This window comes from Microbacterium profundi (genome assembly GCF_000763375.1).
GTDB classification, from domain to species: domain Bacteria; phylum Actinomycetota; class Actinomycetes; order Actinomycetales; family Microbacteriaceae; genus Microbacterium; species Microbacterium profundi.
This window is the reverse complement of sequence record NZ_JPSY01000004.1, coordinates 232,015-256,866: the sequence shown is the minus strand read 5'-3', so window position 1 is coordinate 256,866 and position 24,852 is coordinate 232,015. Positions and strand designations below refer to the sequence as shown.

The 24,852-nt window shown below is 67.0% G+C and carries 19 protein-coding genes; 6 read left to right on the top strand and 13 right to left on the bottom strand.

Features of this window, described 5'->3' with window-relative positions; translation table 11 throughout:
* The first annotated feature begins 123 nt into the window (after nt 1–123).
* On the top strand, nt 124–393 hold the full coding sequence (locus JF52_RS0115925) for a DUF4031 domain-containing protein (protein WP_033107561.1): 270 nt from the start codon (nt 124–126) through the stop codon (nt 391–393).
* Here JF52_RS0115925 and JF52_RS0115920 read toward each other — a convergent pair.
* Nucleotides 355–2,721, bottom strand: coding sequence for an Rne/Rng family ribonuclease (locus tag JF52_RS0115920; protein ID WP_052167125.1), 2,367 nt, complete (start codon nt 2,719–2,721; stop codon nt 355–357). The genes JF52_RS0115925 and JF52_RS0115920 overlap by 39 nt on opposite strands.
* A 298-nt stretch (nt 2,722–3,019) precedes the next feature.
* On the opposite strand from JF52_RS0115920, the gene JF52_RS0115915 reads away from it, so the two are divergent.
* Nucleotides 3,020–3,631: a vitamin K epoxide reductase family protein gene (locus JF52_RS0115915; protein ID WP_033107560.1), complete on the top strand. Its 612-nt coding sequence runs from the start codon at nt 3,020–3,022 to the stop codon at nt 3,629–3,631.
* 83 nt (nt 3,632–3,714) lie between these two features.
* On the opposite strand, the gene ndk is transcribed toward JF52_RS0115915, so the two are convergent.
* The 5 genes from ndk to JF52_RS0115890 form a co-directional block, all read right to left on the bottom strand.
* Nucleotides 3,715–4,131, bottom strand: coding sequence for a nucleoside-diphosphate kinase (ndk, locus tag JF52_RS0115910; RefSeq protein WP_033107559.1), 417 nt, complete (start codon nt 4,129–4,131; stop codon nt 3,715–3,717).
* A 1-nt stretch (nt 4,132) separates the two neighbouring features.
* Nucleotides 4,133–4,564, bottom strand: coding sequence for a DUF4233 domain-containing protein (locus JF52_RS0115905; RefSeq protein ID WP_152594923.1), 432 nt, complete (start codon nt 4,562–4,564; stop codon nt 4,133–4,135).
* Nucleotides 4,561–5,913: a bifunctional folylpolyglutamate synthase/dihydrofolate synthase gene (locus JF52_RS0115900; RefSeq protein ID WP_033107557.1), complete on the bottom strand. Its 1,353-nt coding sequence runs from the start codon at nt 5,911–5,913 to the stop codon at nt 4,561–4,563. Before JF52_RS0115900 ends, JF52_RS0115905 begins: the two co-directional genes overlap by 4 nt.
* A complete protein-coding gene (ileS, locus tag JF52_RS0115895; RefSeq protein ID WP_033107556.1) occupies nt 5,910–9,284 on the bottom strand; it encodes an isoleucine--tRNA ligase in 3,375 nt (1,124 codons plus the stop codon). The genes JF52_RS0115900 and ileS overlap by 4 nt, the downstream gene beginning before the upstream one ends.
* A 354-nt stretch (nt 9,285–9,638) precedes the next feature.
* Nucleotides 9,639–10,484, bottom strand: coding sequence for a type IV toxin-antitoxin system AbiEi family antitoxin domain-containing protein (locus JF52_RS0115890; RefSeq protein ID WP_033107555.1), 846 nt, complete (start codon nt 10,482–10,484; stop codon nt 9,639–9,641).
* Between the two features lie 267 nt (nt 10,485–10,751).
* On the opposite strand from JF52_RS0115890, the gene JF52_RS0115885 reads away from it, so the two are divergent.
* Nucleotides 10,752–11,402: a pentapeptide repeat-containing protein gene (locus JF52_RS0115885; protein ID WP_033107554.1), complete on the top strand. Its 651-nt coding sequence runs from the start codon at nt 10,752–10,754 to the stop codon at nt 11,400–11,402.
* Here JF52_RS0115885 and JF52_RS0115880 read toward each other — a convergent pair.
* The 7 genes from JF52_RS0115880 to JF52_RS0115850 form a co-directional block, all read right to left on the bottom strand.
* Nucleotides 11,393–12,436 (bottom strand): ArsA family ATPase, encoded by a 1,044-nt coding sequence (locus JF52_RS0115880; protein WP_235272486.1) that lies wholly within the window; start codon nt 12,434–12,436, stop codon nt 11,393–11,395. The two genes, JF52_RS0115885 and JF52_RS0115880, sit on opposite strands and share 10 nt — an antisense overlap.
* Entirely contained in the window at nt 12,379–12,663 is a 285-nt protein-coding gene (locus JF52_RS0115875; RefSeq protein ID WP_234001486.1) for a cory-CC-star protein, read from the bottom strand. Before JF52_RS0115875 ends, JF52_RS0115880 begins: the two co-directional genes overlap by 58 nt.
* Nucleotides 12,664–12,666: 3 nt before the next feature.
* Complete coding sequence (locus tag JF52_RS0115870; protein ID WP_033107553.1) at nt 12,667–14,394, bottom strand: carbon starvation CstA family protein; 1,728 nt, start codon at nt 14,392–14,394, stop codon at nt 12,667–12,669.
* Between the two features lie 97 nt (nt 14,395–14,491).
* A complete protein-coding gene (locus JF52_RS0115865) occupies nt 14,492–15,994 on the bottom strand; it encodes a dipeptide ABC transporter ATP-binding protein (RefSeq protein WP_033107552.1) in 1,503 nt (500 codons plus the stop codon).
* Complete coding sequence (locus tag JF52_RS0115860; protein WP_234001483.1) at nt 15,994–16,857, bottom strand: ABC transporter permease; 864 nt, start codon at nt 16,855–16,857, stop codon at nt 15,994–15,996. Before JF52_RS0115860 ends, JF52_RS0115865 begins: the two co-directional genes overlap by 1 nt.
* The gene (locus JF52_RS0115855; RefSeq protein WP_033107626.1) at nt 16,854–17,810 is read right to left on the bottom strand and encodes an ABC transporter permease; all 957 of its coding nucleotides are present in this window, start codon (nt 17,808–17,810) and stop codon (nt 16,854–16,856) included. Before JF52_RS0115855 ends, JF52_RS0115860 begins: the two co-directional genes overlap by 4 nt.
* Before the next feature lie 7 nt (nt 17,811–17,817).
* Nucleotides 17,818–19,437, bottom strand: a complete 1,620-nt coding sequence (locus JF52_RS0115850; protein ID WP_033107550.1) for an ABC transporter substrate-binding protein — start codon at nt 19,435–19,437, stop codon at nt 17,818–17,820.
* Between the two features lie 170 nt (nt 19,438–19,607).
* Between JF52_RS0115850 and valS the strand changes: the two genes are divergently transcribed.
* From valS to JF52_RS0115835, 3 genes are all read left to right on the top strand, one after another.
* On the top strand, nt 19,608–22,196 hold the full coding sequence (gene valS, locus JF52_RS0115845) for a valine--tRNA ligase (protein WP_033107549.1): 2,589 nt from the start codon (nt 19,608–19,610) through the stop codon (nt 22,194–22,196).
* Nucleotides 22,196–22,411 (top strand): hypothetical protein, encoded by a 216-nt coding sequence (locus JF52_RS0115840; protein ID WP_033107548.1) that lies wholly within the window; start codon nt 22,196–22,198, stop codon nt 22,409–22,411. The genes valS and JF52_RS0115840 overlap by 1 nt, the downstream gene beginning before the upstream one ends.
* 387 nt (nt 22,412–22,798) lie before the next feature.
* Nucleotides 22,799–24,847 (top strand): M3 family metallopeptidase, encoded by a 2,049-nt coding sequence (locus JF52_RS0115835; RefSeq protein WP_033107547.1) that lies wholly within the window; start codon nt 22,799–22,801, stop codon nt 24,845–24,847.
* Nucleotides 24,848–24,852 lie beyond the last annotated feature (5 nt).

Genomic DNA, 24,852 nt, shown 5'->3' with positions numbered 1-24,852 from the left:
AAGGCTGTACCGCGCCGACCCGTGGGGACGACTCAGCTCGCGCACCAAAGGACAACTTTACCGGATTGAGGGCCGAGTCGCAAAGCGAACCAGCCCGCGTGTTCCGCGCCGTAGGATCACGGAGTGACCGTTCTGATCGATGACCCCATCTGGCCGGCGCACGGACGGCTCTGGGCGCACCTGGTCAGCGAGGACAGCCTCGAAGAACTGCACGGTTTCGCTCACGCGAACGCACTCCCTGCGCGGGCGTTCGACCTCGATCACTACGACGTCCCTGCCGACGCACTCCCCCGGCTCATCGCCGCCGGCGCTGTCCACGTCGGCGGCAAGGAGCTCACGAGGAGACTGATCGCCTCAGGACTCCGTATCCCCGCCCGCGACAGACGTCGCTGACGAGTTCACAGAGATCGGGGTTCCGGTGAGCGCTGCCGTGGTGACACGGCGACGACCTCGCCCCTGCCCTGGTGCCTTCGGCTCGGGAAGAGCATCCAGCACAGAGTCGAGAAGCTGCTCGGCCTGCGTCTTCGGGGCTGACTTGCCCCGATCCGATGGACGCTTCTTGCGAGGCTTCTTCGGCCGCTCGGACGCCACCGGCTGCTCGGCATCCGCCGTCTCATTCGTCTCGGCGACGGCATCCGATCCGGCCTCCGCGCTCGGCGCGCGCGTCGAGGCTGCGATCTGCGCGAGCGCGGACTTGGCGCCTTCGGGGATGCTGTGCGTCGCCGTGCTGGAAGGCTGAGAGTTCTGACTCTGCTGGCCGTTCCCGCCGCGCTGACGACGATTGTTCGACGAGCCACCGTTGGTGGAGCTCGTACGGTGCTTGGTCACGGGATCGTGATGCACGACGACACCACGACCGGCGCAGACCTCACAGGGCTCGCTGAAGGTCTCCAGCAGGCCGAGTCCGAGCTTCTTGCGCGTCATCTGCACGAGACCGAGCGAGGTGACCTCTGCCACCTGATGCTTCGTGCGGTCGCGACTCAGGCACTCGATGAGGCGGCGCAGCACGAGATCGCGGTTCGACTCGAGCACCATGTCGATGAAGTCGACGACGATGATGCCGCCGATGTCGCGCAGTCGGAGCTGTCGGACGATCTCCTCGGCTGCCTCGAGGTTGTTCTTGGTGACCGTCTCCTCGAGGTTTCCGCCGGAACCGACGAACTTGCCGGTGTTGACGTCGACGACCGTCATCGCCTCGGTGCGGTCGATCACGAGGGAGCCGCCGGAGGGCAGCCACACCTTGCGGTCCAGCGCCTTCTCGATCTGCTCCGTGATGCGGAACGCATCGAACGGATCGGTCTCGTCCTCGTACGGTTCGACGCGCTCGAGCAGGTCGGGCGCGACGCTCTCCAGGTATGCACGGATGGTCTGCTGAGCATCCTCGCCCTGGATCAGCATCTTCGTGAAGTCCTCGTTGAAGACGTCGCGGACGATCTTGACGAGAAGATCGGGCTCGGCGTGCAGCAGTGACGGGGCCGACTGGTTCTCGACCTGCTTGCGGATGTGCTCCCACTGAGTGGTGAGCCGCTGCACATCTCGCGTCAGCTGATCCTCGGTCGCGCCCTCTGCTGCGGTGCGCACGATGACACCGGAGGACTCTGGCAGCACCTCCTTGAGGATGCGCTTGAGGCGAGCCCGCTCGTTGTCGGGAAGCTTGCGCGAGATGCCGTTCATCGACCCGTTGGGCACGTATACGAGGTAGCGGCCGGGGAGCGAGATCTGGCTGGTGAGACGAGCGCCCTTGTGGCCCACCGGGTCCTTCGTGACCTGCACGAGGACACGATCGCCCGGCTTCAGCGCCAGCTCGATGCGGCGGGGCTGGTTGCCGGTCTCGACACCGTCCCAGTCGACCTCACCGGAGTAGAGCACCGCGTTGCGACCGCGACCGATGTCGACGAAGGCCGCCTCCATGCTCGGGAGCACGTTCTGCACGCGACCGAGGTAGACGTTGCCGATCAGCGACGCGTCCTGGTTGCGGGCGACATAGTGCTCCACGAGCACGCCGTCCTCCAGGACGCCGATCTGGGTGCGCGAGTTCTTCGAGCGCACGACCATCTTGCGGTCGACCGATTCACGACGCGCGAGGAACTCGGCCTCGGTCACGACCGGGCGACGGCGTCCGGCATCGCGGCCATCACGGCGACGCTGCTTCTTGGCCTCGAGGCGGGTCGAGCCCTTGATGGCCTTCGGCTCGGTGATGTACTCGACGGCGCGCTGGCGCTGGCGAGGCTCTTCGCGCTGCTCGTCCGCATCGTTGCCGCCACCACGACGACGACGGCCCCGGCGGGCCGACGGCGATTCGTCCTCATCGCTGTCGCGGACATCGCGATCGCGACCACCGCGGTAGTCGCCCCGCGAATCGCTGTCGCGGCGGCCGGACAGTGCCGGCAGCGGAACGATCTCAGGAGCGTAGAAGCGCAGCTGGGTCGAGACCTGCGAGACGAACACCTCGGGGATGAGCCCGAGCGCGACCGCGGTGATCGGTTCGGGCTTCTTCGGCGCAGGCGGTGCTTCCTCTGCGACCGGCTCGGCCGCATCAACCGTCTCAGCCGCATCAACCGGCTCGGCCGCATCAACCGGCTCAGCCGCATCAGCGACAGGCGCGACCGATTCGGTCTCGACGACCTGATCCGGTGCGGGTACGTTCTCCTCCGGTGCTACCGGAGCCTCCGTGTCCGCCTCGAGGGTAGGTGTGTTGTTGTCATTGTTCTCATCGGCCATCTCTGGCTAACTCCCTGCGCGGGGCAACAGGTGCTCCGCGAAATCTCATGCGACACCCGCGGGTGTCGCGAACTCACTCGGTTTGCGACCGGCTCATGGCTCTGATCGCGAGGGGCATTGGACCCCGAAGTCTGCGGCGATGCGTTTTGCGGCGGCGCCGTTCGATGCATCAGATGTCATTATCGCACCTTGTTGAGCAGTTCGCGGCATCCGCTCACTTCTGCGCGGCGGACCGCGCTCGGGTTCTCCGGCGCGGCGGGCACGGGAATCCATAGGATCCGCTGAGATAATCAATCACATGAGCGAGCAGCGCACCCGCCCCGTCGGCTTCGGAATCTGGTTGATCGTCGCCAGTGTGATCGGCTGGTGGGCAGCCTTCCAGCTCACGATCGAGAAGTTCGCGCTGCTCGAGAACCCGCAGGAGGCGCTGGGGTGCGACCTCAGCCCGTTCATCCAGTGCAGCACGAACCTGCAGTCGTGGCAGGGATCCGTCTTCGGCTTCCCGAACCCGATCATCGGCCTGACGGGCTGGATGGCGCCGCTCGTCGTGGGCGTGGCCGTTCTCGCCGGCGCCCGCTTCCCTCGATGGTTCTGGGCCCTGTTCGGTGCCGGCATCACCTTCGCGTTCGGGCTCGTCTGCTGGCTGATCGCACAGAGCCTCTACGACCTGTTCGTGCTGTGCCCCTGGTGCATGACGACCTGGGCCGTGACGATCCCGACCTTCTTCGCGACAATCGTGCATCTGCTCCGCAACGGGACCTTCAGCCGTTCGGAGAACGTGAGCGACCGCGCGGGACGCCTGATGCCGTGGGTGCCGCTCGCGACGATCCTCGCGTTCGCGCTGATCATTCTGCTGGCACAGTTGCAGGGCCTCGACTTCCTCGGCGAGATGGCGAAGATCCTGTTCTGACGCGAGTCGGATCCGACACGACGAAGCCCGCCGGTTCCTGCAGCCGGCGGGCTTCGTGGTCGATCCCTGAGCCCGTCGAAGGGTCAGTTGAACCAGATTCCCAGTTCGCGCTGAGCCGACTCGGGGCTGTCGGAGCCGTGCACGAGGTTCTGCTGCACGGCGAGGCCCCAGTCGCGGCCGAAGTCGCCGCGGATGGTTCCGGGCGCTGCGCTGGTGGGGTCGGTGGTGCCGGCGAGCGAGCGGAAGCCCTCGATCACGCGGTTGCCGGTGAGGCGGATCGCCACGGACGGACCGGACATCATGAACTCGAGAAGGGGCTCGTAGAACGGCTTTCCCTCATGTTCTGCGTAGTGCTCGGCGAGCACATCACGGTCGGGCTCGACCAGTCGGATGTCGACGAGCGCGTAGCCCTTCGCCTCGATGCGGGCGAGGATCGTGCCGGTGAGGCCGCGGGCGACGCCGTCGGGCTTGACGAGGACGAGTGTTTCTTCGGTGGCCATGTCAATCGCTCTCTGTGTGAGTGTCGGTGGTTTCTTCAGTGAGTCGGCTCGGGTCGGCAGGACTTCGTGCGTCCAGGCGGGCCCCCATGATCGTCGCATACGCCCACATGCCACCGAAAACCAGCACGACGAGCAGGACGGCCGGCACGAAGAACGCCGACAGCGCGACGATCACCTGCAGCACCCACCCGGCGGTGATCGCCCAGGGCTTCGTGATCATTCCGGCGACGGCCACCATCGCGAGTGCCACGACGACGCCTCCGATGATCGCCCACCACTGCGGCAGCCCCCACGGCAGCGACTTGAGGCCGAAGATCGTGAGGCCCACGAGGAGTACGACGATCGCCTCGAATCCGAGGACGATCGGGGCAAGTTTCTGCACGAGGGTTCGCGGGGCGCGGGCGGGATGCGGGCGGGATGCGGCGTCGCTCATGCGCGCCACCCCGCCTTCCAGTCCTCTTCCTCTGCCAGCGCGATCGCCTCTCCCGCCAGCACGATCGATCCGGCGATCACGACGGCCCGGCGATCCGAAGACGCGGCCCATTCGCGTGCCGCATCTGCGGCGTCGGCGAGCGATGGATGCACCGTGGCGCGGTGCCCCGCGGCTTCGACGAGATCCGCGATGGTGTCGGCGTCGCTCGCGCGCTCTGTCTCCGGCGCGGTCGCGAACACGTGGGATGCCGCGGGCGCGAGCTCGGCGATGATGCCGGCCGCGTCCTTGTCGGCGAGGATCCCGAGCACGAGGCCCCACTCGTCGAAGTCGAAGCTGTCGTCGAGCGACTGAGCGAGCGCCTTGGCGCCGTGCGGGTTGTGGGCCGCGTCGACGACGACGGTCGGCGCGATGCCGAGCAGCTGGAGCCGCCCCGGAGACGTCGAACCCTGCAGGCCGTCCGTGATGATGTCGCCGGCGATGTGCTGCGAACCCGCGCCGATGAGCGACTCCACAGCAACCACCGCGAGTGCGGCGTTATGGCCCTGGTGCGCGCCGTACAGCGGCAGGTACTCCTCCACGTAGGTGCCGGCGAGGCCCCGGATGGTCAGCAGTTGTCCCCCGACCGCGAGCTTCTGTTCGGCCAGACCGAACTCGTCGCCTTCGAACGCGATGGTCGCGTTCTTCTCGGCTGCGACACGGCGCAGCACCTCGGCGGCTTCCTCGGGCTGTTGTGCGGACACCACTGCGGCGCCCTCCTTGATGATGCCGGCCTTGACCTCGGCGATCGCGGCGATCGTGTCACCGAGTCGATCGGCGTGGTCGATGGCGATCGGCGCGAACACCGCGACGTCACCGTCTGCGGTGTTCGTGGAATCCCACGAGCCGCCCATGCCGACTTCCAGCACGAGCACATCCACCGGGGCATCCGATGCCGCGACGAACGCCAGCACCGTGAGCAGCTCGAAGAAGGTCAGCGAAGCATCACCGGTCTTGTCGAACTCGGCATCCACGATCGAGACGAAAGGCTCGATCTCGTCCCACGCGTCGGCGATCGCGGCGTCGTCGACGGGCTCGCCGTCGATCATGATCCGCTCCGTGAAGCGCTCGAGGTGCGGGCTCGTGAACAGGCCGGTGCGCAGGCCGTGGGCCCGCAGCAGGCTCTCGATCATCCGAGCGGTCGAGGTCTTGCCGTTGGTGCCAGTGATGTGCACGACGCGGTACGTCTTCTGCGGGTCGTCGAGGAGCTCGAGGATGCGCGCGGTGCGCTCCTTGCGAGGCTGCACCCACCGCTCCCCTGCCCGGCTCAGGAGCGTGTCGTATACGGCGTCTGCGCGTGCGCGGTCGTTCATGCGGATGCTCCTTCGATGTTGGAGTCGATGGTCACGATGATCGCGGACTTGTCAGATCCGAGCGCAGTGGCGCCGGTGCGGAACACGCCGTCGCCGGGGTTGATGACGTCCTTCACCAGCTCTTCCATCTCTTCTGTCGCCTGCACGGCGAAGGCGATCGCGAGCGTCTCCCCTGCGATCAGGTCGGCGTGCGTGCGTAACGCTTCGGCGTTCTCCGTCGAGACGTTGAGCACCAACACGATGCGATCGCTCACGTCGAGCCCGGCGTTCTTGCGTGCCTCCTGCACGACGCGGATCGCATCGCGGGCCAATCCCTCGGATTCGAGCTCCGGCGTGGTCCGCGTGTCGAGCAGCACGAAACCGCCGCTCGGCACGATCGCGAGTGCCTCGCCCTCCGGCCTGCCGGTCGTCTCGAGCGCGAGATCGTACTCGGCTGGCTCGAGGGCGATGCCGTCGACGATCACCGTGCCGTCATTCTCCTCCCAGAGCCCGGCTCTGGCGCCGGCGATCACGTGCTGCACCTGCTTGCCCAGACGCGGTCCCGCGGCACGCGCGTTCACGCTCAGGCGGTGGCTGATCCCGTACTCGGCCGCCGCGGTGTCGGTGAGCTGCACGAGTTCGACCGACTTCACGTTGAGCTCGTCGCGGAGGATGTCCTCGAACTGGCCCAGCGTGTTCGCCAGAGGCGAGACGACGCTGAAGCGCGCTAGCGGCAGGCGCACGCGCAGCTTCTCCTTCTTCCGAAGGGCGTTGCCGACGCTGGACAGCTCGCGCACGGCATCCATCGCCTCGCGGATCTCGTCCGCAGCGGGGAACACCTCGGCATCCGGCCAATCGGTCAGGTGCACGCTGCGACCGCCGGTGAGTCCCTGCCAGACCCGCTCGCTGACCAGAGGCACGAGCGGCGCCGCGACGCGGGTCAGCGTCTCGAGAACGGTGTAGAGCGTGTCGAAGGCCTCACGGCTCTTCGGATCGTCGGTCACCCCGGTCCAGAAGCGATCGCGCGAACGTCGGATGTACCAGTTCGTCAGCACCTCGGCGAAGTCACGCAGGCGAGCGGATGCCGTGGTCGAGTCGAGTCCTTCGAGATCGGCACGGACCTCACGGATGAGGTCGCCGAGGCGCGCCAGGATGTACCGGTCGAGCACATCGGTGGAGTCCGTGCGCCAAGTCGCCTCGTAGGCGTTCGACGCATTCGCGTAGGTCGCGAAGAAGTACCACGAGCTCCACAGCGGCAGCATGAACTCGCGCACGCCGGCGCGGATGCCCTCTTCCGTGACGGCGAGGTTGCCGCCGCGCAGCACCGAGCTCGACATCAGGAACCAGCGCATGGCGTCGGAGCCGTCGCGGTCGAGCACCTCGGATACGTCGGGGTAGTTGCGCAGCGATTTCGACATCTTCAGACCGTCATTGCCGAGCACGATGCCGTGGCAGCTGACGCCGGTGAACGCGGGGCGGTCGAACAGTGCGGTCGACAGCACATGCATCAGGTAGAACCAGCCGCGGGTCTGTCCGATGTACTCGACGATGAAGTCCGCCGGCGAGTGCGAGTCGAACCACTCCTGGTTCTCGAACGGGTAGTGCACCTGGGCGTACGGCATCGATCCGGAGTCGAACCAGACGTCGAAGACGTCCTCGATGCGTCGCATGGTCGACTTCCCCGTGGGGTCATCGGGGTTCGGCCTGGTGAGCTCGTCGATGTACGGGCGGTGCAGGTCGACTTCGCCCTCCGGGTTGCGCGGCAACGTGCCGAAGTCGCGCTCCAGATCCGCGAGCGAGCCGTACGCGTCGACGCGAGGGTACTCGGGGTCGTCGCTCTTCCAGATCGGGATGGGCGAGCCCCAGTAGCGGTTGCGGCTGATCGACCAGTCGCGCGCTCCCTCGAGCCACTTGCCGAACTGCCCGTGCTTGACGTTCTCGGGCACCCAGGTGATCTGCTCGTTGTTCGCGAGCATCTTGTCCTTGATGTCGGTCACTCGGACGAACCAGCTCGACACGGCCTTGTAGATCAGGGGGTTGCGGCAGCGCCAGCAGTGCGGGTAGGAGTGCTCGTAGCTGGCCTCGCGGACGAGGCGCCCCTCCTCCTTGAGAAGGCGGATGAGCGGACGGTTCGCATCCATCCACAACTCGCCCGCGACATCGGTGACGTTCGGCAGGAAGCGTCCGCCATCGTCGATCGAGATGATCGTGGGGATGCCGGCCGCACCGGCCACACGCTGGTCGTCCTCACCATAGGCGGGCGCCTGGTGGACGATGCCCGTGCCGTCAGTGGTGGTGACGTAGTCGTCGGCGAGGATGCGCCAGGCGTTCTCGGTGCCGTAGGTCTCGGTGTCGGCGTAGTAGTCGAACAGCCGGTCGTAGGTGACATCCTGCAGCTGTGCACCCGTGACTGTCGCGTCGACGGCGGCCACGGCATCCGCTGCCGACTCGTAGCCGAGGTCCTTGGCGTAGCCGGCGAGCAGGTCGCGAGCCAGCAGGTAGCGGTGAGCCGATGCCTCGACCGTCTCGCCTTCGTTGTGGATGTCCGCTGCTCCGGCGGGGCCGGCGGGAAGCACGACGTACTCGATCTCCGGACCCACGGCGAGCGCGAGGTTGGTCGGCAGCGTCCACGGCGTCGTCGTCCACGCGAGCGCGCGCACACCGGTGAGGCCTAGCGACTCGGCCTTGGCGCCGGTGAGCGGGAACGTGACAGTGACGGAGGGATCCTGACGCATCTTGTACACGTCGTCATCCATGCGCAGCTCGTGCGCGCTGAGCGGCGTCTCGTCGCGCCAGCAGTATGGCAGCACGCGGTAACCCTCGTAGGCGAGGCCCTTGTCGTACAGGGTCTTGAACGCCCAGAGCACGCTCTCCATGTAGTTCGTGTCGAGCGTCTTGTAGCCGCGCTCGAAGTCGACCCACCGCGCCTGGCGGGTGACGTAGTCCTGCCACTGATCGGTGTAGGTGAGCACCGATTCCCGGGCCTTCGCATTGAAGACGTCGATGCCCATGGCCTCGATCTCGCTCTTCTCGGTGATGCCGAGCTGCTTCATGGCTTCGAGCTCGGCGGGCAGGCCGTGGGTGTCCCAGCCGAAGACGCGGTCGACCTTCTTGCCGATCATGGTCTGGAAACGCGGGAAGAGATCCTTGGCGTACCCGGTGAGCAGGTGGCCGTAGTGCGGCAGCCCGTTGGCGAACGGCGGGCCGTCGTAGAAGACCCACTCCTCAGCGCCCTCGCGCTGCGCGATGGATGCGCGGAACGTGTCGTCCTGCTCCCAGAAGTCGAGCACCTCGCGCTCGATCTGGGGGAACTTCGGGCTGGGGGCGACGTCAGCCGCAGGGCCGAAGGATGATGCGGTCCCTGAGCTTGTCGAAGGGCGGGGGTAGGTCATGTGTGCTCGCAGTGCTCGTGGCGGATGTGCGAGGACGACCCTCACGGACCGCGGTACCACCTCACGTGCTGCGCCTCACGGCACTGCCACTCTCACTGCGGCGATGACGGGCCTGCCCCGCTCGGTTCTACTGGGCCTTTCGGCTGTTCTTCCGAGAGCTCCCCGGTGATGGCCGGATCAAAGCGTGTGCACCCATTGTACGCGGCATGGCGCGGCGTGCGTCCAGTCCCCGGGTTGTGCGCTTCGCTCGGAGCTCTCGGCGTGCGCTTCGCTCGGAGAATTGCACGTTCTTCGGAGCCATACGCGGATTCGGCTCCGAAGAAGGTGCACTTCTCCGAAGTTAGTGCGCCGAGATCAGGCCGTGAGATGCAAGCCCTGCGCCACGGCGCGCATGATCAGATCCTGCACAGCGGGCCAATCGTGCATCAGCTGCTGATAGCTGACTCGGATCACGTGGTATCCCATGAGTCGGAGCTCGGCGTCGTGGCGGATGTCCTCACTTCGCTGGGCACCCACATGATGCTTGCCGTCGATCTGCAGCACGAGCCGGCTGCCGATGAGCACGTCGACCCGGTGCCCGGCAATCCACGTTTGGATCAGCAGCCTCAGTTTCAACCACCGCAAGCGCTCTCGGATGTATGTCTCGGTGCCCGAATCGGCGAACGGATTTGCCCGCTCGAGCAGATCGCGCGCTGCGTCCTTCCAGGGAAACTCGGCGAGGCCTGGAATGGTCACCAGGCCCTTGTTGAGTGCGGATTCCCAAGTAGCCAGCGCCTGTTCGAACGGCTCACAGTCCGCGACGAGCGCGAGCACGTTCTCGATCGGATCGACCAGGGCATCCGGATGCCGCGGCAGCATCGGTATCGACCAGTGCACGTGCGCGCGCTCGGTTTTGCCTCCTGCACCATGCGGATCTGCCCCGACATGAATCTTTTCGGGCTTCTCGTGGACCCACAGCCCGAGCCTGGCAGCCTGCGAGATGCAGGTGACGACGACACCGGCACGTGCTGCGGCCACCAGCACCGGGTCCGCGTCTTTCGTCGCCACCCACCCGCGTCGGAACCGGAGAAGTTCTCCGGCGGCCACCGCGCGCTCCAGGCTCGAGCGGCTCACTCCCTTTTTCTTCAGGCGCTGCGTACGCACGACACCTCCCAACTCGATCACGAGTTCGACAGGGTCAGGGGCAGTCGGATGCAGCATCCCGCGATTCTGCACTGAAGCTCGGAGGCGTGCCCGCAGCGATCGCACGAGCAGTGGACAGGTTTCGTGGTTCAGCTTATGTGCAGAACAGGTGTGCGGCGCGCTTCGCTCGGAGAACTGCACGTTCTTCGGAGCCGTTCATCCTTTTGGCTCCGAAGAAGCTGCAGTTCTCCGAAGGTGGTGCACTGGCTAGCCGCGGTGCACTGGCTAGCCGCGGCGCACTGGCTAGCCGCGCGGCATCCGCTCGGTTGCACGTACCCTCGGGATGTGGCCCGCACCCCTGACTCCCCCGCTGCTCCCCGCGTCTCCAACCCCGATATCCCGGCTCGCCTCGGCAACGCTGTTGCTGCGCGCAGCGCAGATCTCCTCGCTGACCGGCTCGATCTTTCCGGCCGCGTCGACCTCGCCTACGCGTCGCTGGAGCAGTGCGTCGTTGCTGCAGATGCCGACAGCGTCGACCTCGTCGGCGCCACGATCCTCGATGTCGACATGACTGACGTCCGCATCGCGTCGCTGAGCCTGCGGAATGCCGGGATCCGCAGGCTCCGCATCACTGGCGGCCGCATCGGCACGCTTGACCTCAGCGGCGCCCGCATCGATGAGCTCGAGATGCGCGACGTGCGCATCGACTACCTGAATCTCGGTGGCGCGAAAGGTACTGACATGCTGATCGCCCATTCCACGATCCGTACCCTCGACATGCCTCAGGCCCAGCTCGTGCGGGTCTTGTTCGAGGATTGCCGCAGCGACGAGGTCGACCCTCGCGGGCTACGTGCCACTGACGTCGATCTGCGCGGACTCGACGCGATGTCGTACGTCGACACGAACGGGCTGAAGGGCGTCACCCTCACGGGCCACCAGGTACAGCTGCTCGCGCCCGCGCTCGCCACGGGCGTCGGCATCCGCGTTCAGGACTGAGGGGTCCTCGGCCGGACGATCTCCTGCTGCAGCAACTCTGCGAGCACGCCCAGGGCCTCGACGCCCGTGAGCTCCCCCGCCACGAGCGGTACCTCGATCACGGGGATCTCCGGCAGGGCGGCATGCACAGCTCTCAGATGCCGATCCTCCACGTCGCGGCGCGCGCGAAGCAGGTCGCCGGCATCGTTCGGTGACCGTCGATTCGCGATCAGCGCGGCGACGTCGACGTGCATGCCGTTCAGCGACTCGACCACCTCGAGAGTCTCGGCCACCGGCAGAGCCTCGGCGGTGAACACCACCACGAAGCCGCAGGTCTCGGCATCCGTGATCGCGCGCTGAAGGTTCTCGAAGCGCGCGCGGCGCAGGTGCAGGGTGCGCCGCAGTTCCGCCTCGCTTGAAGAGCCCTGCTCGACCCTGCCGGTCAGCCCACGCATCGCGGCCGAGAAGCGTTCCGAGCGATCGCGATTGCGCAGCAGTGTGTCCGTCCAGCCCGCCAGCTGCCCCGGCAGCGCCAGCAACCGCAACGTGTGCCCTGACGGCGCGGTGTCGAAGATGACGAGGTCGTAGTCGCCGTCGATCAGTTCGGCCGCCTCAGCGATCCTCTCCAGCACCGCCGACTCGTGGCTGCCCGGCGCGACACGTGCACGTTCGAGATGCTCTCGCGCCTGAGCGTGCTGGCGCTCGGGCAGCATCCTGATCATGGTCTGCTCGACCGCAGCCAGGTGTCGCGCGATCGTCCGTTCGGGATCGATCTCCATCCCGTCGACGCAACCGCCGCTGCTATTTTCTGCCAGCCGCACCGGCTCATCCTCGACGTCGCGTTCCCAGAGGTGCCCGAGGTTGTGCGCAGGATCGGTCGACACGACCAGTACGCGAGCACCGCGCCGCGACCGCGCGAGCGCGATCGCCGATGCGAGCGATGTCTTGCCGACGCCGCCCTTGCCGCCCACGAACAGGATGCGCCGGCGCTCGTCCATCAGCAGCATGACATCTGATCCAGCGGTGAGCGCGGCATCCCCATCCGCCGATGCCACGCGTGGAAATCCTCGGCGAGCATGGGCATCAGCTCTGCACTGTAGTACGCGGCAGGATCCGGCACACCGAGCGCCTCACCGAGCACGACGAGAGTGAACAGGTCGTCCTCATCGCGCCTCTCGCGGGCGAGTGTCTGGCGGTACGGCCCGGCGTAGTACTCGGTCAGACCCTCCCGGAAGGCGGCCCAGCGCTCCGAGAAACGCAGGGCCGCCGTTCGATGCGTCACTGATCAGACCTCCTCGCGCACCGCCTGGATGCTGGCATCCTGATCCTCCGGTTCCGGCGGGTCGGCGGCCGCCTTGCGCATGGCGATGAAGGCCTCCACCGCCACCCAGATGCTCGCCACGATGATGATCACGTCGAGAACGAACAGCAGCCAGTCCGGCTCGGCCGGATCCGCGAACGACGCGAGTTGCTCGATCGCCGCCCAGAACGACATGACGAACACGAAGATCAGCGGCAGCAGCGCGGGCAGAGCATTGCGACGCTTCCGGATCAGCATCACCGCGAGTATCGAAAGGGTGAGGGCCGCCATCAGCTGGTTCGTCGTACCGAACAGCGGCCAGATCCGCAGGCCGCCATCTCCCGCGAACCCCTGCGAGAACGTCAGGCCGAGCCCGACGACCACGACGACGAGCGTCGCAGGGAACTTCTTGATCTTGATATGCATCGCGTCGCCGATCTCCTGCACGACGAACCGCAGCAATCGCATGCCGGTGTCCATCGTCGTCGCGGCGAACAGCACGGCCATGGTCGCGAGCACGGTGGCACTGAGGGAGGCAGGAAGCCCCAGGCCGTTCTCCATCAGCATTCCGCCGCCCTGGACGAACGCACCCACACCGCCGGCGCCGAACGAGCTGTAGACCTCTTCCCACTCGGCGACGGTGCGGAATCCGCCGATCACTGCGAGGATCGTGCCGAGCGAGAGCAGCCCCTCGCCGACCGCGCCGAAGTAGCCGACGAACCGCGCGTCCGGTTCCTTGTCGAGCTGCTTCGAACTCGTGCCGGACGAGACCATTCCGTGGAACCCTGAGATGGCACCGCAGGCGATCGTGACGAACAGGAGCGGGATCATGCTCGGCGTGCCCTCCGGCACGGACATGTTTATCATCGGCGCGACGATCTCCGGCTTGTCCGCCGCGAACAGCGTGGCGATGAGCACAGCACCGTACAGCAGGCCGAGACCGACGAACAGCTGCACGCCGTTGATATAGTCCCGCGGCTGCAACAGCACCCACACCGGCAGCAGCGAGGCGATCGCGCCGTAGATGAACAGCGCGAGGATCCAGAAGGTCGCCGGCCCCATGCCGAGGAAGTCGTCCGGCAGAGCGACGGGCACCTGGTCACCCAGCACGATCAACGCGTAGAGCGCCGCGACCCCGACGATCGTCACTGGCACGAGCGGCCAGCGCAGCCGGTAGACCGCGACGCCGACGAGCAGGGCTACGACGATCGCGCCCCACGTGGGGATGACGGCGCTCGGGGTGCTGATCAGGAGGTCCTTGATGACCACGGCGAACGCGGCGATCACCATGAGCAGCAGCAGGAAGATCACGACGAGGAACAGGTTCGCTCCGCGCTTGCCGATGTAGCGGGCCGACAGCGCGCCGATCGAGCGGCCCTTGTTGCGGGTGGATGCCCACAGCGCACCGAAGTCGTGCATTCCGGCGAAGAACACAGTGCCGAGCGTGACCCACAGGAAGGCGGGCAACCAGCCCCAGATCACGGCGATCGCGGGACCGACGATCGGCGCGGCTCCCGCGACCGAGGTGAAGTGGTGGCCCCACAGGATGAACTTGTTGGTCGGGACGTAGTCGACGCCGTCGTTCAGCTCGTGCGCCGGGGTTTTGAAAGCCGGGTCGAGCTTGTAGATCCGTTTGGCCAGGTACTTGGAATAGACGAGGTAGCCGAAGACGAACAGCGCCAAGCCTATGAACATCAACAGGACGGGACTCATGGGAGTTTCTTCCTCTCTCGCAGCGACAGCTCTGTCCCCACGTGACGACCCACCGTAGCAAAGCTGGGAGAATGCTGACAGAGGTGGGCCGGGGTGTTCAGACTCCGCCGGCTGATGCCGCGAGCAGCTCCTGAGTGAACGGATGCTGCGGAGCAGCGAACACCGCGGCGACAGGGCCCTGTTCCACGACCACTCCGTCCTGCATCACCAGCACGTCGTCTGACACCGCGGCGACGACATCGAGGTCGTGCGAGATGAAGATCATGGTCAGCTCGCGATCGTGCTGCAGGCGCCCGAGCAGCTGCAGCACCTTCTCGCGTACTGACGGGTCAAGCGCCGAGACCGGCTCGTCGAGCACCAGCACGTCGGGGTCTGCGGCGAGCGCCCGAGCGATCGCCGCGCGCTGCCGCTGACCGCCCGACAGCTCGGCGGGGCGGCGTCGAGCCAGCGCCGGTTCGAGACCCACCTCCGCCATCAGCGCCGCCACGCGCGCAGCCCGCACCGAGCGTGGCACGCCACCCGCCTCGAGCGCCTCGCGCAGCGACCGCCCGATCGTCCAACGCGGATCGAACGCACCGAGCGGATTCTGATGCACGAGCTGCACCCGGTGCGTGCCACCGCTCCAACGCAGCTCCCCCGAGTCCGGTCGCTCCACACCCACGATCATCCGCGCGAGCGTCGTCTTGCCCGAACCGGACTCCCCCACGATCCCCAGTGTCTGTCCCTGCAGCAGGGTGAACGACGCGTCATCGACGGCGGGAACCCCAGAGAACGTCTTGGACACCTCGACGGCGGTGAGCACGGCATCCCCGAGTCCGAACCGATCAGAACGCGGCTCATGCGTCGTGGCCGCGATCAATGCACGGGTGTACTCCTCCTGCGGCGCTGCGAAGACGTCGGCGACCGCTCCCTGTTCGATGACCCTGCCCGCCCTCATCACCATCACCCGGTCCGCGACCCTGCGTACCGCCGCGATGTCGTGGCTGATGAACACCACGGCGGTGCCGGCATCCGCGATCGAACGCAGCAGAGCGAGCACCCTCGCCTGCACAGTGGCATCGAGCGCCGTGGTCGGTTCATCCGCGACGAGTACGGCGGGCTGACCGGCGAGCGCCGAGGCGATCAGGGCACGTTGCCGGAGCCCGCCGGAGAGCTCGTGCGGGTATTGGCCCGCGCGGCGCGCGGCATCCGTCATCGACACCGCCTCGAGCAGCTCGATCACACGATCGCGTCGCTCGCTTCGGGAGAGCCGCGTGTGGATCGCAAGAGGCTCGGCCACCTCGGCGCCGACGCGCCGCAGCGGGTCGAGCGACACCAGGGCATCCTGCGAGACCAAGCCGACCTTGTCACCCCGCAGCTCACGCCAATCGGTCTCCGAGAAGCCCCGGGCGTCGACGCCGTCGACGCTCAGCACATCCGCGGTGACACGTGCGGCATCCGGCGTCAGCCCGAGAAGAGCGGATGCCGTGAGCGTCTTCCCTGCACCGGACTCCCCGACGATGGCCAGGCACTCCCCCGAGGCGACCTCGAACGAGACGCCGTCGACGAGCATCGTCCCCCGCATGGCCACCGAAAGGTTCTGCACGGCGAGCGCACTCATCACCCTCTCCCCTCTGCGCGAGCCCGCAGACCACGGCCGACGATGGTCGCGGACACCACGGTCAGCGTGATCGCCACCCCGGGGAACACGGCGATCCACCAGGCAGTACCGAGCACGTTGCGCCCGCCGGAGAGCATGAGACCCCACTCGGGCGATGGTTCGATCGGTCCGAGTCCGAGGAAGCTGAGGCCGGCTGCCGCGAGGATGCTGGAGCCGATCCCGATCGTCGCGAGCACGCTGAGCGAGCCGAGCACACCGGGAACCACGTGACGGACGAACGCCCGCATCCGGGGCACCCCGAGTATGCGAGCGGCCTCCACATGCTCAGCGAGCGCGAGAGATCGAGTCTGCACCCGCGCGAGTCGTACGTACACGGGTACCGCGGCGATCGTGACGGCGATCGCGACGTTCGTCGGTCCGGGTCCGAGGATCGCGACGACCACGAGCGCGACGAGGAACTCCGGGAAGGCGAGCAGCACGTCCGTGATGCGCATCGCCGTGGCATCCACCGCGCGCGGGGCGACACCCGAGAGCGCGCCGACGACGAGCCCGATAACGAGCGCGAGTCCTGTGGCGAGCAGCCCGATGCCCACCGAGCGACCCGCACCGTACACGACGCGGGAGAAGACGTCGCGTCCGCTCTGATCCGTGCCGAACAGATGCGCCGGGCTGGGCGCCTCGAGCGCCGCTCGCACATCAGTGCGCAGCGGGTCGTGAGTCGCTATCAGCGACGGAAACACGGCCATGACCGCCACGACGGCAAGCACGGCCAGCGCCGCCCACAGAAGCACCCGCCGCGACGCATTCGCCGGCCGCGAGACGCCCATGCGCCGCGCGATATCCGGACGAGCAGACGCACTCACGCACCTACCTCCCGCACGCGCCGGACGTCGATGCGGCGCAGCCGAGGGTCAAGCACTGGGTATAGCAATTCGACGATGAGATTCACGACCACGAACACCAGGGCGCTGAACAGGATGACCCCGGTGATCACCGGGAGGTCACGGTCGGTGATCGCCGACAGCGTCACGCGTCCGAGTCCTGGCCTGGCGAACACCGTCTCCACGAGCACAGCGCCGCCGAGCAGCGACCCGACCAGATAGGCGGCGAGGGTGAGAGCACCAGCGGCACCATGGCGCAGCGTGTGATGCGCGGTGAGCCGCACCTGCCCAGCGCCGCGCGCCCGAACGGTGGTCGCCCACGGCTGGCGCTCTGCCGCTTCGATGCCGTCGCGCAGCACCTGGCCGAGCAGCGCTGCGACCGGCAGCGCCAGGGTGATCGCCGGCAGGACGATCGTGGCGGGGTTGCGGGTACCGGAAACCGGGAACCAACCAAGGCCGAACGCGAACACGCTGAGCAGCAGGATGCCGATCCAGAACACCGGCGAAGACAGCACGACCAGTTCGACGCCTGCGACGATCCCACGCGACACCCGCCCGCGGGCGAACAGCGCCACGGCGAGCGCGAGCACCACCGCGATCACGAGAGCGAGCGACGTCAACTGCACGGTGGCGCCGAGCTGCCGCCCGATCACCTCGGTCACCGGCAGCCGCAGCTGATACGACTCCCCCAGGTTCCCCTGCAGCAACTGCCAGAGGTACGAGAAGTACTGCTCCAGCGGCGGGCGGTCCAGCCCCAGATCAGCCCGGATGCCGTCCTTGACCGCTTCGCTCACCTGGGCCTGCGGCCCGAGCATCACCGAGACCGGATCGCCGGGGATCACCCTGAATGCGAGGAACGCGAGCGTCGCCGCGCCCCACAGGACGATGACGACGGATGCTGCGAGCCCCGCAATCCGGATGAGAACAGGCTTCACGACCGGATCAGCGGACCGTGACCTCATAGAACAGCGGCCGGCCGTACAGGTCGTACTCGAGACCCGAGACGGTGTCGTTCACCGCAGTGATGAGCGACGGGCTGTAGAGCGGCACGATCGCAGTGTACTCAGCATTCCACTGCTGCAGCTGCTGGTAGATCGTGGCCCGCGCGTCGACGTCGCTGGTCGCGATGCCCTCTTCGAGCAGTGCATCGATCTCCGGATCGGTGACCTGCGAGGCGTTCTGGAAACCGTCGGTGTGCAGGTGGCTGCGCAGCAGATCGCCGTCGACGCCCGAGAAGCCCCAGTCGGTGAGGTCGAAGGTCTTGGGACCGTACTGTTCGTTGTAGGCGCCCGGTTCAAGCACCTCGCGCACGACCTCGAACCCGATGTCGGCGAGATCGGACTGGATGGCATTGGCCAGAGCCGCGTTGTCGTCGGACACCGGCGTGTAGGCGATCCAACGCACCGAGAGCCGCTTGCCGTCCTTCATGCGGATGCCGTCGGTGTCGCGTTCGGTCCATCCGGCCTCATCCAGCAGGCTGTTCGCCGCATCCTGATCGAACGGCCGGCCACCCTCGAGCGAGGCGTCGTATCCCGGGGTCGTCGAGCCGAGGATGCTCCAGGCGCGCGGGAACTGGCCGAAGAAGATCTCCTCGACCGCGGCGTCGACGTCGACGCCGCTGGCGAACGCCTGTCGCACCCTCTCATCGGCGAAGACGCCGTACTTCTCGTTCAGGTACAGCGAGTACGGAAGACCGGGGTACTCGTTGGCGTCGACCGTGAGCGTGTCGGGCAGCTCTACCGCGAGGTTCGGCGGGATGTTGCTGGCGAGGTCGGCCTCTCCACTCTCCACCACACCCGCGCGCACCGAGGCCTCCGGCAGGATCTCGACCCTCAGCGTCTCGAACTGCGCAGCTTCTGCGCCATCGGGGCCCCATGCATAGTCGGGGTTGCGGGTGTAGACGATCTCCTGGTCGGGCGTGTACTCGGTGAGCTCGAACGGGCCGGTGCCCACCGTGACGTCGGGTCCGCCGGCCTTGAGCTGATCGGCCGAGCTCTCCAGCACGGCCGGTGAGTAGAAGCCGAGCAGCGGAGTGCTGGCCGCCTGCAGGAACGGCGCGTACGGCTGGCTGAAGCTGACCTCGACCGTGTACTCGTCGATCACCTCTGTGCCGGCGTAGAAGTCGCCGCCGAGCATGCTGGCGGCCTGGGCGGATGCCGTCTCCGGGTCTGCGATGCGGTCGAAGTTCGCCTTCACCGCTCCTGCATCGAACGACTCGCCGTCGTGGAAGGTGACGTCATCGCGCAGATCGAACGTGTACGTCGTGCTGTCGTCAGACACCGTCCAGTCGGTGGCCAACCACGGCGAGAACGATCCATCCGATTCCTGGAACACCAGCGAGTCGAGGACGACGCGCTGAACCATGCTCGACACGTCGAGCTGGCTGGTCTGCGGATCCATGTGACCGGCCGAGAGGTTCGCGCCTTCGATGGCCCAGACCACTTCTCCACCGCCATCGCCGTCTGATGACCCTCCGGGGCCGGCGCAGGCGCTGAGCGCCAGAGCAGCGGCAGTCGCGATCGCGGTGATGGGCAGAATGCGGCGCACGAGCGGAGTGGGCATGCGAATCCTCAGGAAGAGTGAAGGGGGGTCTCTCGATTCTAGCGGGGGTTTGTTGGACTGGGTCGATCTACGTCGACGTCCGACCTCGACCGCCTTCGGTAGACTGGTTGTCACAACCCACACTCAGGCACGCTCACACAGTGCCGCATACATCGCGCAAGGAGACCTCCATGTCGGCACCCGCCCAGAACCAGATCCCCGACAAGCCCGTCCTCGAAGGTCTCGAAGCGAAGTGGGATGGTGTCTGGTCCGAGCAGGGCACCTACCTGTTCGACCGCGTCCGCGCCGCCGAGCTCGGCCGTGAGGGCGTCTACTCGATCGACACGCCCCCGCCGACGGCATCCGGATCTCTGCACATCGGTCACGTGTTCTCGTACACGCACACTGACGTCAAGGCGCGCTATGAGCGCATGCGCGGCAAGAGCGTCTTCTACCCGATCGGCTGGGACGACAACGGCCTGCCGACCGAACGCCGCGTGCAGAACTTCTACGGCGTGCGCGTCGACCCGACACTCCCCTACGACGCCGACTTCGTTCCTCCGTTCGAGGGCAATGCGAAGAGCCTGAAGGCCGCCGACCAGCAGCCCATCAGCCGGCGCAACTTCATCGAGCTGTGCGAACGCCTCACCGTCGAGGACGAGAAGCAGTTCGAAGACGTCTTCCGCCAGATGGGTCTCAGCGTCGACTGGACTCAGACCTACCGCACGATCTCCGACGAGACGATCCGGCAGAGCCAGCTCGGGTTCATCCGCAACCACGAGCGCGGCGAGGCGTACCAGGCTCTCGCGCCGACGCTGTGGGACGTCGACTTCCGCTCGGCGATCGCGCAGGCCGAGCTCGAGGATCGCGACCAGCAGGCCTCGTACCATCGCATCGCGTTCCACAAGACCGACGGCTCCGGCGACATCCACATCGAGACCACGCGGCCCGAATTGCTCGCGGCCTGTGTGGCTCTCGTGGCGCACCCCGACGATGAGCGCTACCAGCCCTACTTCGGCCAGACCGTGCGCACGCCGCTGTTCGACGTCGAGGTACCAGTGCTGGCGCACCACCTCGCCCAGCAGGACAAGGGCTCCGGCATCGCGATGGTGTGCACGTTCGGCGATGTCACCGACATGATCTGGTGGCGTGAGCTCGACCTGCCGATCCGCACGATCCTGGGTCTCGACGGCCGCGTGATCGCAGATGCCCCTGAGGCGATCGCCTCGGATGCCGGCACCGCTGCCTACGCGGAACTCGCAGGCAAGACCGTCTTCAGCGCCAAGAAGCGCGTCGTCGAGCTGCTCGAGGAGTCGGGCGAGCTGCTCGAGGTGTCGGCGCCCTTCAACCACGCAGTGAAGTTCTTCGAGAAGGGCGACCGCCCGCTCGAGATCGTCTCGACGCGCCAGTGGTATGTCCGCAACGGCGCCCGCGACGAGGCGCTGCGCGATCAGCTCATCGCGCACGGCAAGCAGCTGCAGTGGCACCCCGACTTCATGCGCGTGCGCTACGAGAACTGGGTCGGCGGTCTGACCGGCGACTGGCTCGTCTCGCGTCAGCGCTTCTTCGGCGTGCCGCTGCCGGTCTGGTACGGCCTGGATGAGAACGGCGATCGCGACTATGACCGCGTGCTGATGGCGTCGCCAGAGCAGCTGCCGATCGATCCGACCAGCGATCTCCCCACCGGTTACACCGAGGACCAGCGTGGCGTCGCAGGCGGCTTCGAGGCCGAGACCGACATCCTCGACACCTGGGCCACCTCGTCGCTGACCCCGCAGCTGGCCGGCGGCTGGCAGCGCGATGAGGAGCTGTGGAACCTCGTCGCCCCGTTCGACGTGCGTCCCCAGGCACAGGACATCATCCGCACCTGGCTGTTCTCGACCATGCTCCGCTCGACGCTCGAAGACGGCCGTTCGCCGTGGAAGCACGCGTCGATCTCCGGTTTCATCGTCGACCCCGATCGCAAGAAGATGTCGAAGTCGAAGGGCAACGTCGTGACGCCCGCCGACATCCTCGAGAAGCACGGTTCGGATGCTGTGCGCTACTGGGCGGCTTCCAGCCGCCTCGGAGTGGACGCCGCGTTCGACCCGCAGAACCCGACGCAGATGAAGATCGGCCGCCGCCTGGCGATCAAGGTGCTCAACGCCGCGAAGTTCGTGCTGTCGTTCCCGGTGCCTTCCGGAGCCGAGATCACGAATGCTCTGGATGCCTCGATGCTCGCGGCCCTCGACGAGGTCGTCCGCGAGACGACCAAGGCATTCGACGCGTTCGACCACGCTCGCGCGCTGGAGATCACCGAGTCGTTCTTCTGGGCGTTCTGCGACGACTACCTCGAGCTCGTCAAGGAACGCGCATACGACCAGACCGACGTCGGCCAGCCTTCGGCGGCGCTCGCGCTGCGGATGGCGCTGTCGACACTGCTCCGTCTGCTCGCTCCGGTGGTGTCGTTCGCCACCGAGGAGTCGTGGAGCTGGTTCGAAGAGGGCTCGATCCACACCGCATCCTGGCCGGAGCCGCTGGACGCCGAAGGCGACCCTGACGTGCTGTCTGCCGCGAGTGCGGCACTGATCGGCATCCGCCGGGCCAAGACCGAGGCGAAGGCCTCGCAGAAGACGCCGGTGTCGCGCGCAGTGATCGTCGCTCCTGCCGAGACGCTCGAGGCCGTGCGTGCCGCTGCCGACGATCTTCGTGCGGTCGGCCGCATCGCCGTGCTGGAGTTCGCGGTCGGCGACGAGCTCGCCGTCACCGAGATCGAGCTGGCTCCCGTGGAGGCGAGCTGATGCAGCTCGGCACGCGTTGGGCGACGGGTTCGGCTGTCCCGGCATCCGTTCCCGCCGCGCTGCGGCCCGCCATCGCCGAGGTCGAGGCGCAGGGCATCACCGGCATGTGGACCCTCACGTGGCTGGAGGGCCGGCCGATCGCCGAGCTGGATGCCGGATGGGAAGTGCTTCTCGCAGCATCCGGTGAGGTCATCGCCCGCCCCTTCCAGGACTGAGCCTGCCTCCGCTCAACGTCCCGCGCTGGTTCTGCTCCCGCGGATACTCCCCGCGGGTCGTTGAGCGAGCACCCCGAGACGAAACGGACCGAGCAAGCACAGCGAGACGAAACGGACTGAGCAAGCACCCCGCGGGTCGTTGAGCGAGCGCAGCGAGACGAAACGGACCGAGCAAGCACCCCGCGGGTCGTTGAGCGAGCGAAGCGAGACGAAACGGACTGAGCGAGCGCAGCGAGTCGAAGTCGCCCAGCACCGCCGTGCACCCAACTGTGCGAGCAGGTGGTCCGTAGCAAGGCGTATTGACGCGCGCTCGATCGTGGATGCGCCCCGCGATACCGGAATAGCCTGTGTGGCGGCTACTTTTTGCGTTGGCCATAGGCTCGTGAGATGACCGATGCCGCGAACCCGCTCCTGACGCCATCCGCTCTCCCCTACGCGCTCCCCGACTACGCCGCGATCCGGCCCGAGCACTACCTGCCGGCTTTCCGCGCGGCGTTCGACGAGCATCTCGCCGAGATCCGGCGCATCACGATGGTGCGGGCGATGCCGACGTTCGACAACACGATGGTGCCGCTCGAGCGGTCCGGCGCTGCCCTGGATCACGTCGCGCACGCCTTCTACACGGTGAGCTCGGCCGATGCCACGGATGAGATCCAGGCGATCGACGAGGAACTCGCTCCGTTGATGGCCGCGCACGAGGACGCCATACGCCTCGACGCGCAGTTGTACTGGAGAGTCAAGACCCTGCACGAGCAGCTCGACAACCTGGAGCTCGACGACGAGAGTCGGTACCTGGTTCAGCGGCACTTCCGTGAGATGACGCATGCCGGAGCCGCCCTCGACGACGATGCGAAATCGCGGCTCACCGCGCTCAACCAACAGCTGTCGACTCTGACCACGACGTTCGAGAAGAATCTGCTCGCCGACACCAATGAGCTCGCCGTGCTGTTCGAGAACGCCGAAGAGCTGGACGGACTCACCGACGGCGAGCTCTCGGCGTCCGCACGGGCGGCGAGCGAACGCGGTCACGAGGGCTTTCTCATCTCGCTGCCCCTGTTCACAGGGCATCCGTATCTCGCTTCGCTGACGAACCGCGAGAGCCGTCGTCTGATCATGAAGGCGTCCCGCTCCCGTGGGATGCGCGGCAACGCGAAGGACAACCGCGCCGTGCTGACGCAGATCGTCACCCTGCGTGCGGAGCGCGCCGCGCTGCTCGGCTACCCGTCGCACGCCGCATACGTGACAGCCGACGAGACCGCCGGCACGCCGGAGGCCGTGTCCGATCTACTTCACCGGCTCGCTCCGGCGGCAGCATCCAACGCCCGTGCAGAACAGGAGGCGCTCCAGGCGATCATCGACGAGACCGAGAAGGAGCCGTTCGCGCTGGAAGCACACGACTGGGCGTTCTACACCGAGAAGGTGCGCACCGCGAAGTACGCCATCGACACGGCTGCGCTTCGCCCCTGGTTCGAAGCGGAGCGCGTGCTGCAGGACGGCGTCTTCTACGCGGCAACGCAACTGTACGGCGTGACGTTCACCGAGCGCGCCGATCTGGCCGCCTACCACCCCGGCGCCCGTGTCTTCGAGGTGCACAACGCCGGTGGCGGTGCGCTCGGCCTGTACGTGCTCGACCTGTACACGCGCGACTCCAAGCGGGGCGGTGCGTGGATGAACCCGATCGTCAGCCAGTCCGCACTACGCGGCACAGCACCGGTCGTCGTGAACAACCTCAACGTGGCGCAGCCGGGTGATGGCCAGCCGACGCTGCTGACACTGGACGAGGTCACGACGTTGTTCCATGAGTTCGGGCACGCGCTGCACGGACTGTTCGCCACAGTCGACTACCCGCATTTCGCCGGCACCAACGTGTTCCGCGACTTCGTCGAGTTCCCCAGCCAGGTCAACGAGATGTGGATCCTCTGGGCCGATGTGCTCGACAACTATGCCCGTCACCATGAGACGGGCGAGGCTCTGGATGCAGGCGTGGTCGAGCGTCTGCGCGCGACCGAGTCCTTCAATCAGGGGCACGACACGAGCGAGTATCTCGCGGCCGCGTGGCTGGATCAGGCCTGGCATCGGGTGGAAGCTTCGGATGCCGTGACCGATGTCGCCGCCTTCGAGGCCGCGGCTCTCGCGGAGATCGGTCTCGACAACCCCGCGGTGCCGACGCGGTACTCGTCCACGTACTTCGCGCACGTGTTCTCGGGCGGCTACAGTGCCGGGTACTACTCGTACATCTGGAGTGAGGTGCTCGACGCCGACACTGTGGAGTGGTTCCGCGAGAACGGCGGCCTGACGCGCGAGAACGGCGACCGATTCCGGGCACGGCTGCTGGGCGTCGGCGGCTCGAAGGATCCACTGGAGGCCTACCGCGACTTCCGCGGCCGCGACGCCGAGATCACCCCGCTGCTGAAGCGCCGCGGTCTCGGTGGGTGAGAGCC